This window comes from Neptuniibacter caesariensis, from assembly GCF_000153345.1.
GTDB lineage: Bacteria > Pseudomonadota > Gammaproteobacteria > Pseudomonadales > Balneatricaceae > Neptuniibacter > Neptuniibacter caesariensis.
Map to the genome: position 1 here is coordinate 1,349,154 of NZ_CH724125.1, position 15,032 is coordinate 1,364,185.

At 48.0% G+C, this 15,032-nt stretch carries 11 protein-coding genes; 9 read left to right on the forward strand and 2 right to left on the reverse strand.

The window, feature by feature from the left end; all coding sequences use genetic code 11:
* Positions 1-24 precede the first annotated feature (24 nt).
* From gcvA to MED92_RS06400, 7 genes are all read left to right on the forward strand, one after another.
* Positions 25-948, forward strand: a complete 924-nt coding sequence (gene gcvA / locus MED92_RS06370) for a transcriptional regulator GcvA (RefSeq protein ID WP_040661614.1) — start codon at positions 25-27, stop codon at positions 946-948.
* Positions 949-1,115: 167 nt separating this feature from the next.
* Positions 1,116-2,195: an efflux RND transporter periplasmic adaptor subunit gene (locus MED92_RS06375; RefSeq protein WP_007020694.1), complete on the forward strand. Its 1,080-nt coding sequence runs from the start codon at positions 1,116-1,118 to the stop codon at positions 2,193-2,195.
* A gap of 2 nt (positions 2,196-2,197) precedes the next feature.
* The gene (locus MED92_RS06380) at positions 2,198-5,248 is read left to right on the forward strand and encodes an efflux RND transporter permease subunit (RefSeq protein WP_007020695.1); all 3,051 of its coding nucleotides are present in this window, start codon (positions 2,198-2,200) and stop codon (positions 5,246-5,248) included.
* A 13-nt stretch (positions 5,249-5,261) separates the two neighbouring features.
* A complete protein-coding gene (locus tag MED92_RS06385; RefSeq protein ID WP_007020696.1) occupies positions 5,262-6,545 on the forward strand; it encodes a TolC family outer membrane protein in 1,284 nt (427 codons plus the stop codon).
* A gap of 137 nt (positions 6,546-6,682) precedes the next feature.
* Positions 6,683-7,771, forward strand: a complete 1,089-nt coding sequence (locus tag MED92_RS06390; RefSeq protein ID WP_007020697.1) for an efflux RND transporter periplasmic adaptor subunit — start codon at positions 6,683-6,685, stop codon at positions 7,769-7,771.
* A gap of 3 nt (positions 7,772-7,774) precedes the next feature.
* Entirely contained in the window at positions 7,775-10,888 is a 3,114-nt protein-coding gene (locus MED92_RS06395; protein ID WP_007020698.1) for an efflux RND transporter permease subunit, read from the forward strand.
* A gap of 14 nt (positions 10,889-10,902) precedes the next feature.
* Positions 10,903-11,145, forward strand: coding sequence for a hypothetical protein (locus tag MED92_RS06400; RefSeq protein ID WP_007020699.1), 243 nt, complete (start codon positions 10,903-10,905; stop codon positions 11,143-11,145).
* An 11-nt stretch (positions 11,146-11,156) separates the two neighbouring features.
* Here the strand turns inward: MED92_RS06400 and MED92_RS06405 are convergent, their stop codons facing one another.
* Positions 11,157-12,014: a methylated-DNA--[protein]-cysteine S-methyltransferase gene (locus MED92_RS06405; RefSeq protein ID WP_007020700.1), complete on the reverse strand. Its 858-nt coding sequence runs from the start codon at positions 12,012-12,014 to the stop codon at positions 11,157-11,159.
* A complete protein-coding gene (locus MED92_RS06410) occupies positions 12,007-12,909 on the reverse strand; it encodes a DMT family transporter (protein WP_007020701.1) in 903 nt (300 codons plus the stop codon). Before MED92_RS06410 ends, MED92_RS06405 begins: the two co-directional genes overlap by 8 nt.
* 205 nt (positions 12,910-13,114) lie before the next feature.
* On the opposite strand from MED92_RS06410, the gene MED92_RS06415 reads away from it, so the two are divergent.
* Positions 13,115-13,723 carry a DNA-3-methyladenine glycosylase family protein gene (locus tag MED92_RS06415; RefSeq protein WP_007020702.1) on the forward strand — a complete coding sequence of 203 codons (609 nt, stop codon included), beginning with the start codon at positions 13,115-13,117 and terminating at the stop codon, positions 13,721-13,723.
* Positions 13,724-13,846: 123 nt separating this feature from the next.
* Positions 13,847-15,028 (forward strand): GGDEF domain-containing protein, encoded by a 1,182-nt coding sequence (locus MED92_RS18450; RefSeq protein WP_007020703.1) that lies wholly within the window; start codon positions 13,847-13,849, stop codon positions 15,026-15,028.
* The last annotated feature ends 4 nt before the right edge of the window (positions 15,029-15,032 follow it).

The following is a 15,032-nucleotide window of genomic DNA, read 5'->3' on the forward strand; positions in this document are numbered from 1 at the left end:
TTTCTCAACAATGAGGTTTTAGTCATCAGACGCTTACCCCCACTCAACTCATTACGCAGTTTTGAGTCCGCTGCCAGGCACGGCAGCTTCAATAAAGCCGCTGAGGAGCTATTTGTTACGCCTTCAGCAGTAAGTCATCAGATAAAAGGTCTTGAGGAATTTTTAGGGCTAGCCCTCTTCGAACGAATCAAGCGTCGAGTTGAGCTGACTTCAGCGGGTGAACGCTATCTTGTTTCCGTGCAAACCGCGCTGGATGAAATCGACGATGCAACACGCAAGCTCATGACCACCCCTAATACAGGCGTGGTCAATCTTAGCGTTGCACCGGCATTCCTTACACGCTGGCTGGTTCCACGCATTAACCACTTTCAAAACCGCAATCCCGATGTAGAGCTTCGCCTCACGGCTTCCATGAGTCAGATCGATTTTCGTTACAGCGATATGGATATGGCAGTGTTCTACGGAGATGGAAACTGGCCCGATCTGCATAGCCATCATCTTCGCAACGTTCACTCTGTGCCGGTATGCAGCCCAAAGCTACTTGAAGGAAAGCCGGAAATACAATGTGCAGAAGATCTGTTGCAATACACACTTATTCATATTTCTAAGCGAGATAAAGAGTGGCAGTCTCTACTCAAGCAATCTGGCGTCCCACGTATTGATAAAGCCCGCAACATGACATTTTCCAGCACATCCCTTGCATTAGGAGCTGCTATGGAAGGGCTTGGCATTGCTCTAGCCGACCGTGGACTTGCTGAGCGAGAGCTTGAATACGGCCAGTTAGTTTGTCCTCTGGATATTTCTCTTGATACTCAAAAAGCCTTTTATCTGGTGTATCAGAAGGGCCGTCCGTTGACTGAGAGCATGCAAGCCTTTAGAGACTGGATTCTTGAGGAGATGCAAGCGGAGCAAAGAAATCTGGAGCAGAATAACGATACCTCGCTTTAACGCTGTTTTAACCCGTTATTAACCCCGTGTTTACTATAATTTCCCTCTCACTATCCCTTTGAGAGGGAATTGAAAACAGATTGTTGCAAATCTTTACATAATATTGCGTTGTTAAGTACACCGATCAGTTTACAATAGCCCAGTGAAATTTATGACAGGGTCTCCAGATGAAATTAATGAAAAACACTTACCTAGCTGCCATTGCAGTTTTATTGCCTTTTGCCAGCCTGGTTCAGGCACAAGGATTACCGGCGGAAGTCATCACGGTAAAAACCCAGACCCTGGATAAGAAGATCTCGGCTGTAGGCAACCTCCGCGCCAACGAATCGATCATGCTCAGACCGGAACAGAGTGGTCGCGTCGAGGAGATTCTATTTAAAGAAGGTGCAATGGTTGAACAGGGCACTCCCCTCTTCAAACTAGACAGCTCAATTTATATAGCCGAACTTAAAGAAGCTCAGGCACGTGTCCAACTGAGCCGTACCGATTATGATCGTGCGCGCAGCTTGTTAAGCAAACGCGTTGGTTCGGTTCAGGAGCGAGACAGCACGCTGGCGCAGCTGCGGGTTAACCAGGCTCAGGAAGCTCTGGCACAGGCACGTTTAGACAAGATGACCATCAAAGCACCCTTTACAGGTTTTACAGGTCTTCGTTTGGTAAGTGCCGGTGACTATGTGAATCAGGGTCAAGATCTGATTGAACTGACCGACCTGAGCACAATGAAGCTGGACTTCCGCGTACCTGAGATCTACCTGGCAGAACTTCAACCTGGGCGTCAACTGTCAATCAAAGTGGATGCACTACCGGGTGAAGCGATCCAAGGTAAGGTCTATGCCGTTTCACCGAGCGCAAACAGCAATGCACATAATATTGAAGTACGTGCAGTTATCCCGAACAGTAATGGAAAATTACGCCCGGGCCTCTTTGCGCAAGTTGACCTACTGGTTGATCAACAAACGACCGTTGTTATTCCCGAACAAGCGATTATTCCCAAAGACGGTATGTTCTTTGTAATGAAAGTTGAAGAAGGCAAGGTCGCTATGTCACCTGTGACTATGGGCCAGAGACGCCCAGGCGTTGTACAGATCATTGAAGGCCTTAATGAAGGTGAAGTACTGATTACCGCAGGACAGATCAAACTGTTCCCGGGCATGCCTGTAACACCGATCTTTGTCGACGGAACTTCCGCAACTAAAGCAGTACCGGAAGCGCCCGCAGAAAACACCGAAGCTAAACAGGGCGAATAATAATGGTCCTTTCTGATATCAGCATTAAACGTCCGGTCCTGGCTACCGTGATGAGCATACTGGTGTTACTGGTAGGCCTTCTCGCCTATGAGCGCCTGACTGTTCGTGAATACCCTAAAATCGATCTGCCTGTCGTTACTGTAGAAACCACCTACCCCGGTGCCAGCGCCTCGATTATTGAAACTCAGGTCACCCAGATTATTGAAGATTCTCTGTCGGGCATCGAAGGGATCGATTTCATGAATTCGATCAGCCGCACCGAGAACTCACAGATCACTATTACTTTTAAGATCGATCGGGATCCGGATTCCGCTGCTGCGGACGTCCGTGACCGGGTTAGCCGAATCACCGGAGACCTTCCTGAAGATGTCGATCCTCCTGTCGTAGCAAAAACCGAAGCGGATGCTCAGCCTATTATCTGGCTGGCTTTCAACTCTGATCGCCATAATATTATGGAAGTCTCGGATATTGCGGATCAACAGGTCAAAGACCAGCTGCAAACCGTTTCCGGTGTCGCTAACGTGATGATCTTTGGTGAGCGCAAATACTCTATGCGCATCTGGCTGGATCCTGCACGTATGGCCGCTTACAAAGTGATCCCTAAAGATATTGAGGAGACACTGCGTGGACAAAACGTTGAGATACCAGCGGGTCGTATCGAGAGTAAAGAACGTGAGTTCACCCTGCTGACCAAAACGGATGTCAACGATATTGAAGCCTTTAAGCAGCTGATTATTCGTAATGATGAAGGTTACCCTGTCCGAATTCAGGATGTTGCAAGGGTCGAGATAGCGCCGGAAAACGTTCGCCGTATTACCCGTTATAAAGGTGAAAGCGCTGTTGCTTTGGGTGTTGTAAAACAATCGACCGCAAATCCACTGGACGTATCCAATGGTATCCGCGAGAAGCTCGCTAAGCTTGCGCCAACCCTACCAGAAGGCATGAATGTTGAAGTCGCGTATGACTCCTCCATTTTTATCGACGAGTCAATTAAGTCCGTTTATCAGACCCTGATTCAAGCCGGTGTACTGGTAGTACTGGTACTGTTTTTCTTCCTGCGTAACATCCGTGCAACACTGATACCTGTCGTGACGATTCCCCTGTCACTGATTGGTGCCTTTGCCATGATGTACTGGATGGATTTCAGTATTAACACTCTGACCTTACTGGCATTGGTTCTGGCGATCGGCCTGGTGGTTGATGACGCCATCGTAATGCTGGAAAACATCTATCGTCATGTTGAAGCGGGCTTAAGCCCGATACAGGCAGCATTTAAAGGCGCCAAAGAGATCGGCTTTGCAGTACTGGCTACCACCGTGGTTCTTGTGGCAGTTTTTGCTCCGGTTGCCTTCTCTGAAGGACGGACCGGCAAACTGTTTACCGAATTCGCTCTGACGCTTGCGGGTGCTGTGGTTGTTTCAACCTTCATCGCTTTGACCCTATCGCCCATGATGTCTTCGCGACTACTGAAACATGAAACACGTCACAGTGCGATTTTTAATCTGATCGAAGGCTTCCTACAGGGGCTGACAGACGGCTATAAAAACCTTCTGAATAAACTACTCCGTTCGCGTTTGTTGGCTGTTGTCATCATGCTGGCAAGTTTCGGCGGTGCTGCGTTTTACTACATGCAACTACCTCAGGAATTAGCACCTTACGAAGATCGAGGTACTATTCTGAACTTTGCCCTGGCACCTGATGGCTCTTCGGTCGACTATATCGACCGCTATACACGTCAGATCGAGGGCACTATCAGTCAAACCCCTGAAACAGACCGTTTCTTTGCAGTGGTAGGCTTCCCGTCCGAAACCAATGCGATGGTTTTCCAGGGTCTTGACCGCTGGGAAGAACGAGATCGTAAACAACAAGCTATTGCTCAGGAGCAAACACCCAAACTTTATGGTGGCATCCCAGGGATCATGAGCTTCTCGCTGAACCTGCCATCTTTGGGTCAAAGCTTTATCTCACGTCCGGTTGAATTCATTGTTAAGACCAATGGCACTTATGATGATCTGAAAAAAGTAACTGATCAGTTGATGGCAAAGATCTATGCAAATAAAGGCTTTGCTCAACCAGACTCAGACCTGAAACTGAACAAGCCCGAACTGCAGATTGATGTTAAGCGTGACAAACTCTCCGATATGGCTGTCAACGTATCGGATCTGGGACGTACGCTCGAAACTTATATGGCAGGCCGTGAAGTGACCCGCTTCAAACGCGAGGGTGAGCAGTACGAGGTTATCATCAAGGTTGCCGACGAACAGCGTCGTGACCCAAGTGATCTAACCGAACTTTACATGCGCAACCAACACGGCGATATGGTGCAGCTATCTAACTTGGTAGAAGTCAGAGAAACCGTAGCGCCACGCGAACTTAACCACTTTGATAAAGTGAAAGCAGTTAAGATCCAGGCACAGTTAGCACCCGGTTACAGTCTGGGTGAAGCTCTGACCTTCCTGGAGCAAAACCTTGCAGAGATTGCACCGCAGGCTACCTACGATTACACAGGGCCTTCACGGGAGTTCAAAACCTCAAGTAGCAGTATGCAGATCACTTTTGCCTTGGCATTGATTGTGGTATTCCTGGTACTTGCTGCCCAGTTTGAGAGCTTTAAAAATCCTTTGATTATCATGCTTTCTGTACCACCAGCCATATTCGGGGCATTATTTGCGCTACATTACAGTGGGGGCTCACTGAGCGTATACAGCCAGATTGGTCTAATCACACTGGTGGGCTTGGTAACTAAACATGGTATTCTAATTGTTGAGTTTGCAAATCAACTGCAGGATCAGGGCAGGGACCTTCGAAGTTCGATTATTGAAGCCGCTTCTCTACGTTTACGCCCTATTCTGATGACAACCGGTGCAACTGTACTGGGCGCGGTTCCTCTAGCCATTGCTTTTGGAGCTGGCGCTGAATCCCGCCAGCAGATTGGTTGGGTGATTGTGGGTGGAATGACCTTCGGTACACTTTTGACACTTTTTGTCATACCCACCGTATACAGTTATCTAGGTAAGCGAACTTTTAAGGAAGTTCAACCGGAACAGGTTTAAGGAAGCTTTATTTATGAACGTAAAACAGCTATTTCAGGTATCTTGCCTATCCTTGGCGATCAGCTCTACTGCTTCTGCTGGTAGCTTGTCTGAGATCTACCAACAGGCGCTAGCAAATGACCCTCAGCTAAAGGCCGCTGAAGCCTCGTATAATGCTGGCAAAGAGGTTGAAATACAGAACCGTGCTGCGCTATTGCCAAACATTGGCCTGACCGCAAATACAACTTCCTTTGACACCGACAGTGCCAATTACAACAACCACGGATACACTGTATCCCTGAGTCAGCCTGTTTTTAATGCAGCCTCCTGGTTTACCTTCAAGCAAGGTAAGGTACTGTCTGAACAAGCGGCGCTACAGTTTGATCTACAACAACAGAATCTGATTCAGCGTACCGTTGAAGCTTACCTTGGCGTTCTTCGCGCTAAAAGTGAACTACAGACTTCCGAAGCCCAGGAGCGCGCGATTAAACGCCGTCTTGATCAGGTTAACGCCCAGTTTGAAGTTGGCCTGATTGCAAATACTGATGTGCAGGAAGCCCAGGCATCTTTCGATAATGCCCGTGTTGCTCGGATTACTGCAGAAGGTGAGCTGGATAATAGTTACGAAGCGCTTGAGCGCTTAACAGGTCAAACCGTAGCCAAAACAGCAGAGCTGGCTGACGATTACCCAGTAGAAGAACCTGTACCAACTCAAGCGCAACCATGGCTGGAAAAGGCATGGAAAGGCAATCTGGCCCTGAAACTAGCGGACATTGGATCGGAAGCTTCCCGACGCGCAGCACAAGCGGCACGTGCAGGTCACTACCCGACACTGAGCCTGACTGCGAATTACGATTACGACAACGGTACTGCAACTACAGACTATGGATCGGATACTTCATCCATTGGCCTGTCCCTTTCAGTGCCTATCTTTAGTGGCGGTGCAACAAGCTCAAAATCCCGAGAACTTGAACAACGTCTGACAGAAAGCCAGTTCAATCGTGAAGACACGCTTCGTGAAGTCACCCAGACCACCCGTAGCCTGCTGCGTAATCTGCGAACCGGCGCGCTCAGCGTCAATGCACTTAAGCAAAGCATAAAATCCAGCGAAACAGCCCTGCAGGCGACCGAAGAGGGTTACAAAGTTGGAACGCGTAATGTTGTTGATGTCCTGCAAGCGGAGCAACAGCTCTATGCAGCACAGCGCGATTACGCGAATGCCCGTTTTAACTATGTACAGAATCTGATTACCTTTAAACAGCAGCTCGGCACACTCAATCCCGAAGATATAAACGAGCTGGATAGCTGGTTGAAATAGCAAGAACAGCGGGTGTAGATCACCCGCTTTTTCTTTGTATATCGGGGTTATCCTATATTCCCCCTAGCCAGCATTAGTAGCTACACTTCAACTTTATTCTTTTTCTGGTCTGAACAGGCAAGTTCGAGGAGTTTGTTTTGAAAAAGTTATTTATCGTCTCACTTTTAAGTGCTTTAGCCATCAATCCGGCTGTCACATTTGCTGAAGACAAACCTCTCCCTGCTGTTTTGGTCCACAAGGTAGAAACGTCAGACCTCACGCCTACCTTTAAATTGGTCGGCCGCATCCAACCGACTGAACGGGTTAACCTTCTGGCACGTGTTTCTGGTTTTCTGGAAGAGCGCCTGTTTACCGAAGGGCGGGATATTGAAGCGGATCAACCACTATTCCGTATTGAAAAAGACAATTACGAAATTGCCTTAAAGCAAGCAGAAGCAGACCTTGCTTCAGCCCGTGCAGGCCTAAAAAACGCGCAGGCTAACCTTAATCGGGTCAGTCAGCTACGTAAGCGTCAGGCCGCTTCGCAATCTCAACTGGATCAGGCGGCGGCTGATCGGGATCAATCTCGCGCCCAGGTTCTGAAAGCTGAAGCAGGCTTACGTAAGGCTAAACTTGACCTTAGCTACACAGAAATTCGTTCTCCCTTTAGTGGGCGCATAGGTAAAGCTAACTTTTCTGTCGGTGACCTGATCAGCCCTGAGAGCGGAACCCTCGCCACCGTTGTAAAAATCGATAAAGTGTATGTAGAGATGGCGGTCAGTGAAAAACTGATGCTGGATGCCCGCCGTAAAGGTATCGATCTGGATAACCCTCCGGTCGCGCCTAGACTCATTCTTTCCGACGGTAGCGTGTATGATCAGGCAGGCAGTTTTGATTTTATCTCTCCAGAGGTAGACACCAATACCGATACCATTACGCTGCGGGCCAATTTCCCCAACCCTAAATATCTGCTTCTGCCTGGCGAATTTGTCCATGTTGAGATCAAACGGAAACAGCCAGAAACCGGCATTCAGATTCCACAATCAGCTGTTCAGCGTGACCGTGAAGGTTACTTCGTACTGGAAGTCGATACAGACAATAAAATCAGTATATCCCGGGTAGAGATGGGGCCACAGGTTGAAGGGCAATGGCAGGTCATAAACGGATTGGAACCAGGTGACCTAATCATTACCGAAGGGTTGCAAAAGGTTAAACCTGGCATTCAGGTTAATGCGGTAGAGGAGTAAACCATGTTCTCTATCTTTTTTATTAACCGGCCCAAATTTGCGTTGGTTATTTCGATCGTATTAATGATTGCTGGCGGGTTGGCTATTTTAAGCCTGCCTGTCGCTCAGTTTCCTGATATCACACCGCCTAAGGTACAGGTACAGGCAAAATACCCTGGCGCAAATGCTGAAGTCGTTGAACAAGCCGTAGCCACACCGATTGAAGCTCAGGTGAACGGCGTTGATAACATGCTGTATATGTCATCAAAGTCTAACAATGATGGCAGCTATAGCCTGGATATTACCTTTGCGGTGGGAACCGACCCTGACCAGGCCGCTATCAATGTACAAAACAGAGTCGCTCTGGCTGAATCTTCCTTACCCCAGGAGGTTGTTCGACAAGGGGTTACCACCCGTAAACAAGCGACCAATATGCTGTTGGTCATCAACCTGTTTTCTCCTGAAGGCACCTATGACGAGTTATTCCTGAGTAACTACGCCACCCTTTACGTGCAAGATGCGCTAGCGCGTATTAACGGAGTAGGCTCAGCTTCTCAGTTTAGCCCCATGGATTACGGCATGCGGGTCTGGCTCGACCCTGACCGTCTGAAAGCGCTGAATATGTCGCCTAGCGATATCAGCAATGCGATATCGCAGCAAAATATACAGGCCTCAGTCGGTATAATCGGCCAGCCACCCCTCACTCAAAATCAACAATTCCAGTACAACCTTAGAGCAAAGGGTCGCTTAGAAAGCGTCGAGGAGTTTGAAAATATCATCCTCCGTACCGGCGAGAATGGTGCCTCCGTTCGCCTTCGCGATGTCGCTCGTGTAGAGCTGGGTTCGCAAAGTTACAGCGCTTCATCGATCATGAATGGCAATCAGGCAGCCACGATTGCTATTTATCAAAGTCCGGGAGCGAACGCACTCGATGTCGCCGATCAGGTTTACGCTGAGCTAGAAAGACTAAGCCAGCGTTTTCCCGATGACATGGACTATGCCATTCTTTATGACACCACACTCTCAGTGAAAGCGTCTTTGCAAGAGGTGGTAGAAACACTGTTTATCACTTTTGCACTGGTTGTACTGGTCACCTTCCTGTTCCTGGCGGATTGGCGGGCCACACTCATTCCATCGGCAACGATTCCTGTTTCGCTAATCGCAACCTTCGCTGTCCTTTCCGTACTGGGTTTCAGTATCAACACGATTTCATTATTCGCTCTGATTCTGGCCATCGGTATTGTGGTCGATGACGCTATTGTGGTTGTGGAAAACGTTAAACGTCATATGCAGGAAGGTCTATCGGCAAAAGAAGCAACAGCGGTATCAATGAAAGAGGTTATCGGCCCGGTTATAGCAACCACACTTGTACTGCTAGCCGTATTTGTTCCTGTCGCATTTATGCCAGGGATCACCGGTAAACTGTACACGGAGTTTGCAGTAACAATCTCTGTTGCAGTCTGCTTCTCCTCTCTGAACGCCCTTACCTTGTCCCCGGCATTATGTGGACTGCTTCTGAAACCTGCTCAGGAACCTAAAGGCTTGTTCCGTAAGTTTGACCAGTTGATCAGTTGGACCCGCCGAGGCTACGTCAATAAAGTCAGCTTTCTGAATAAACGCCTCTTATTAAGCATGGGCTTGCTCGCTGCCATGGGCGGTGGTGTTTATCACATGTTTAGTACGACGCCTACCGGCTTCCTACCCTATGAGGATAACGGTGCGTTCTTTATCAATATCCAACTGCCTGACGGTGCGTCACTAAACCGTACTGATGCTATCGTTGCGCAGATCGATGAGATCCTTGCAGAACAACCCGGAGTAGAAAACCGCATTGGTATTAAAGGCTTCAGTATTCTGGGTGGCGCGGCTCCCAACGCTGCACTGGCCATTCCTGTTCTGACGCATTGGGATGAGCGTACGGCACCAGAGATGGCCTGGTACCGTATTTTAGGAGAGCTCAACCAAAAACTGGCAACGATACCTGGCGCCAACATCATGGCCTTCCCTACTCCGCCGATTCCTGGCCTGGGTAATGCAGCGGGTCTGGAAGCCAACATTCTGGATATCCGTAATGGTTCACCCCAAGAACTGGCTCAGGCGACAAACGCTTTAATCTTTGCGGCAAACCAGCTTCCGCAATTCAGCCGGGTTTATTCCACTTACTCTGCCAATGTACCCCAGCTTGAATTAGTCATCGATCGTGACAAAGCGCTAGCACTGGGGGTCTCAATGAGCGATCTGTTCAGTACGCTTCAGGCGCAGTTAGGCACGCAATATGTCAATGACTTTAACCTCTACGGGCGCAACTATCGGGTGATGATCCAAGCCGATGCTCAGTTCCGCGATAATGTGGACGATCTTAATGACCTGGATGTTAAGAGTAATCAGGGCTATCTAATTCCAATCAGCGCGCTGGTTGATGTAAAACCCGTACTTGGACCACAGTCTTTAACCCGCTTTAACCAAGCACGTTCCGCCTCTCTAACAGCAATGGTCGGCAGTGGCATTGCGACCGGAGAAGGTATCGCTCTGATGGAGAAACTCGCTAAAGAGACACTACCTGATGGTTACGTACTTGAATGGACCGGCACGACCCAGCAGGAACAGGAATCAGGTGGCTATGTGATTATTATCATGTCGTTAGCCATTCTGTTTGCCTATCTATTCCTGGTTGCTCAATATGAGAGCTGGTCAATCCCAATGGCGGTGATGCTATCCATTACGGTAGCATTACTTGGCGCTATTCTGCCGCTTTGGCTTATTCCAGGTCTCACTAATAACCTTTACGCCCAGATCGGCATCGTTATGTTGATTGGCTTAGCCAGTAAATCAGCCATTCTGATTGTCGAATTTGCTAAACAGTTAAGGGAGCAAGGCAAGGGGATTATTGAAGCAGCAAACGAAGCAGCAAACCTTCGCTACCGAGCCGTTTTAATGACCGCCTTCTCATTTATTCTGGGGGTACTTCCGCTAGTCACGGCTTCAGGCGCAGGTGCAGCTAGCCGTATCTCAATAGGCTTTGTGGTACTTGGCGGTATGCTTCTGGCTACGATAGTGGGTATTTTCTTTATCCCCTCTCTCTTTGTAGCCATGCAATCGCTTAGAGAAAAACTAAAAGGCACAAGCCCATCAGAATAAGGCAGGTACATAATATGAAAACTAAGATCTTTCTTATCTGCGGCGCCCTGATAGTGACGGGTTGTCAAAGCCAACCTGAAGTCCCTTCAGGTGCGCTGGTTTGCGAGGAACCCAGACCGCAATTTTGCACCATGGATTACCGGCCCGCCTGCGGTTACACCCGTGACAAAGAAGCCGTAAAAACGTTCTCTAACGCTTGCGGGGCCTGTGCTGATAAACAAGTTGATTGGGTCATCGAGGGGGCTTGTCCCGAATAAAAAACTCTGTTTTACCGACGCCCGGTCGAGTACCGGGCAGCTTCCCAGCCAAGCATTGCAGCTTTCCTATCACTGCCCCATCGGTATTGACCTATTTCACCTGTCTCTCTAACAACACGATGACAAGGAATTAAATAAGCTATTTTATTTTTCCCTACCGCACTGCCCACAGCACGGGCAGCCTTCGGGGATTCACACAATCTAGCCAACTGCGAATAAGAGACCAGGTCAGCTTCACGAACCTTTAACAACGCTTCCCAGACTTTGATCTGAAAATTGGTACCTTTAAGAAGCAGATGCAAAGGAAGCGGTTTATCTGCAGGCGTAAAGATCTTTTCAGCCAAGCCAGATGCTTCAAGATCCTTCCGGCAAAATACTGCATTGGGCCATTCCTGCCGTAAACCACAGAATAACGAGTCAAAGACATCACCAAACATCAGATAACAAACACCCCGATCGGTCCAGGCGATAAGAACCTGACCAAAGGGTGAGAAAGCCAATCCATAACTGATATACAACCCTTCACCCTGGCGTTTGATCTCCCCAGGGCTCATTGCCTCACATGTCACCAGCAAATCATGCATTCGTCCCACACCTGAGACACCGGCTTCTTCAGCCGCATCCAGAACACTAGAAGTAGTGAGCAGAGCCTGCTTAGCTCTCTCCTTACCCAGAAACTGAATAAAGCGCTTGGGGGATATGCCAACCCATTGAGCAAAAAGGCGCTGAAAATGATAGACACTTAGCCCAACACTTTCCGCAATCTGCTCCAGCGATAACCCCTCAGTCTGGTTTTCAGATATAAACCGAATTGCAGCAGCGATCTGCTGATAATGTCTACTCTGGGTGTACAAACCATTATCAGACATGGGCAGACCTGTTTTTAAAAAGGTTTTTTGGCGAGAAGCCTGTCACCAGCATCGTTCCGATCACCACGATGACTCCTCCACAGAAGGTATGCCAGCCCATATTTTCATTTAAGAATAACCCGCCCCATAAGACACCAAACACAGGAATAAGAAATGTCACAGTTAAAGCGGAGGCTGCTCCAACGTCTTTGATTAAACGAAAATAGAGCAGATAAGCGATCCCGGTACAGATTACCCCGAGTGCGGTTACCGACATCAGTACAGCCCCTTCCGTTATCACCGTTACTTGTTCTGTAGAAGAGAACAGGATCACCATAGGCAAGAGAATCAAAGTTGAAGACCACATGGTCCCATGAGCATTGCTAAATGCATCATCTGCTTTAGCTCTACGGGTATAGTTAGAAGCAATACCATAACAGAATGCTGCACCTATCGCCGCCAAACAGGGTAACCAGCCCGCTTCACTGACGACTGCAGTATCAAAGCCAAGCAGCACACCCACACCGATAACCCCCAGAACAAGGCCGCTGAATGTCTTAACCGGAATTCGCTGCCGATCCAGAGCCGCTGCAATGACACACCCCCACAAGGGTGCTGTGGCATTCAGTATCGAGAGAATCGATGCGGACAATTGCAAGGCGGCATAACTAAATAAGATGAACGGTAGTGCCGAATTAAAAAAACCGACAATAAGATAATGACGCCAGTTTTCACCCACCCTTAAGGAACGCTTGAAAAAAACACTGGCCGCCCAAAGAAACATAGCCGCTAGCAATACTCTTATCTCAGCCACTAATGCAGCGCCTAATTCCGGCGCAGCAATACGCATGAACAGAAAGGATGCTCCCCAAATTGCGGCTAATAGAAGTAAACGAACAACACTAGCACCGTCCATGCTGATACCCCTGCGATATAATGCCTTAGGAACCTGCGAATAAGTCTTGGACTTTCTCAGTGGGCATAGAAAAGTCGTTCAAGACTTGTTTGTAGGTTCCATAGAATTCTATGGAACCTATTTTCATCAAGCCACCCGTTTCTTGCGCATTCGCGCAAAATAAAAAACTTTTTCAAACCCCTGAATAGCGTTAGGCTAAATAGCTATGGATAACACAATGATCGCTAAGGGAATAAAATATCTGGCATCAATCGATCCCGATATTCAAGATGCTGTTGAACTGATTGGCGCACCCGCACCACGTATCAGGCCCCATGGCATAGAGGCCCTTGTCTCAATTATCATCAGCCAGCAGCTTTCCACTGAAGCTGCAGCAAGTATCATGGCAAAAGTAAAAAACCTCCTGCCCGATATAAGCGCCAATTCCATTCTTAAAACACCTCCGGAGCAACTGAGAGCAGCAGGACTTTCACGCAGAAAGATCGAATATGTTTGCGCGCTGGCAGAAGCCATTAAAACTAACAGGCTAGATCTGGAAGCCTTAAAACAGATGCCCGATAGCGAAGCGATTAATCATATTACTCAATTACGGGGAATGGGCCGCTGGAGTGCAGAGATCTACCTGATGTTTTCACTGCAACGACAAGATATTTTCCCAGCCGACGATCTGGCTATCGTCATTGCTTTACAAAAACTAAAAGGTCTTGAGGAACGCCCCAGTGCAAAAGAGGCGCGTGTCATAACCGAACATTGGTCCCCATGGCTGAGTGTTGGATCACTTTTTCTATGGCACTATTACCGAGGCGCGCCATAAAAAGTGAATGCTCTTTCAACTGATACAGCTCATTATTTATTCACATAGGTCCATAACTACCATGCTGTCATTAATAAACTAGGCTAGACTGGTAAAATATTAGCTGATAACGAATTCATAAAGATGACGAAAAAGAATCAGGGATCTCAGATACTTTTCTACATCATCGGTTTCTGTTTGATTTTTTTCGCCTTCGCTGGCTCTTCAATCTATTTCTATCAGCAGTTCGCAGGGCTGCGCGACACCTTAGTCCAAACCACCAAAAATAATGACACACAGTTACGTGCGGCTATGGCAATGCGAGTCGCTGTCCGTGAACGAGCTATATTGCTCTGGCATATGACCCTTTCAGAAGATTTTTTTGAACGTGATGAGCTATTCGAGCGGTTCTACAATCATGGTTCAAATTACCAAAAATCCCGACTGGCCCTACTAAGCAGTGAGCTGGATTCGACCGAACGTGAAATCTTTACCACCCTCGATGCAGAAACCACACAGAGGGCACCTGTTTTGAGAAGGTTTGCTGATCTTCTTATGGAAGATGTCGAGCGCGATTACACACCTGAACTTAACAGAGTTCTTTCAGACCAGATCATTGTGGCCGACCAACTGGATAGCCTGATCGACCACCAGCAACAGCAAAATATTGCGGTTCGTGAAGCTTCTGCACTTAACTTACAGATTTTATTAAGGGATCTGATCGTTACGTTAATAGCTATAGTGTTCTGCGGATTACTCTTCGCTAGCATCGTTATATTTAATACCCGCAAACAGAGCATGAAACTGGCTATAGCTAACCAAAGGCTGGAACACATTGCCTGCCACGACACCCTGACAGGCCTCCCCAACCGGCTCTTTCTTCTGAACCAACTGGAGGTGGCCATCGCCTCATCAAAACGTAAAAAAGAACATACCGCTGTACTGTTTATTGATTTAGACAACTTTAAACCCGTCAACGACGATTATGGACATGACGTGGGTGATCAATGTTTAAAGCAAGTCTCCGAAGCGATGGCAAAAGCCCTACGAGGTTCAGATATTTTGGGTCGTTTAGCCGGAGATGAGTTCCTCGTTATCCTGACCGATATTGCCGCAGCTTCCCATGCAACAGTGGTCGCCAATAAACTTATTCACACTCTGAATAAAACATATTCTGTCGGCCCCTATCAGTTTTCATTTACCGCGAGCATCGGGATCTATATACACAACGAAGAGGATATCAGTGCTGAAGAGTGTATAAACCTGGCAGATAAAGCGATGTACCAGGCGAAAAAAGCGGGTAAAAACCAGTTTTTTACAATCTAAGCCC

Bases quoted from the DNA above. Each gene is read 5' to 3' on its own strand.
- MED92_RS06410 (WP_007020701.1), bottom strand. From the start codon at position 12,909: ATGGACGGTGCTAGTGTTGTTCGTTTACTTCTATTAGCCGCAATTTGG.
- MED92_RS06385 (WP_007020696.1), top strand. From the start codon at position 5,262: ATGAACGTAAAACAGCTATTTCAGGTATCTTGCCTATCCTTGGCGATC.
- MED92_RS06400 (WP_007020699.1), top strand. From the start codon at position 10,903: ATGAAAACTAAGATCTTTCTTATCTGCGGCGCCCTGATAGTGACGGGT.
- MED92_RS06380 (WP_007020695.1), top strand. From the start codon at position 2,198: ATGGTCCTTTCTGATATCAGCATTAAACGTCCGGTCCTGGCTACCGTG.
- MED92_RS06415 (WP_007020702.1), top strand. From the start codon at position 13,115: ATGGATAACACAATGATCGCTAAGGGAATAAAATATCTGGCATCAATC.
- MED92_RS06395 (WP_007020698.1), top strand. From the start codon at position 7,775: ATGTTCTCTATCTTTTTTATTAACCGGCCCAAATTTGCGTTGGTTATT.
- MED92_RS18450 (WP_007020703.1), top strand. From the start codon at position 13,847: ATGACGAAAAAGAATCAGGGATCTCAGATACTTTTCTACATCATCGGT.
- MED92_RS06375 (WP_007020694.1), top strand. From the start codon at position 1,116: ATGAAATTAATGAAAAACACTTACCTAGCTGCCATTGCAGTTTTATTG.
- MED92_RS06405 (WP_007020700.1), bottom strand. From the start codon at position 12,014: ATGTCTGATAATGGTTTGTACACCCAGAGTAGACATTATCAGCAGATC.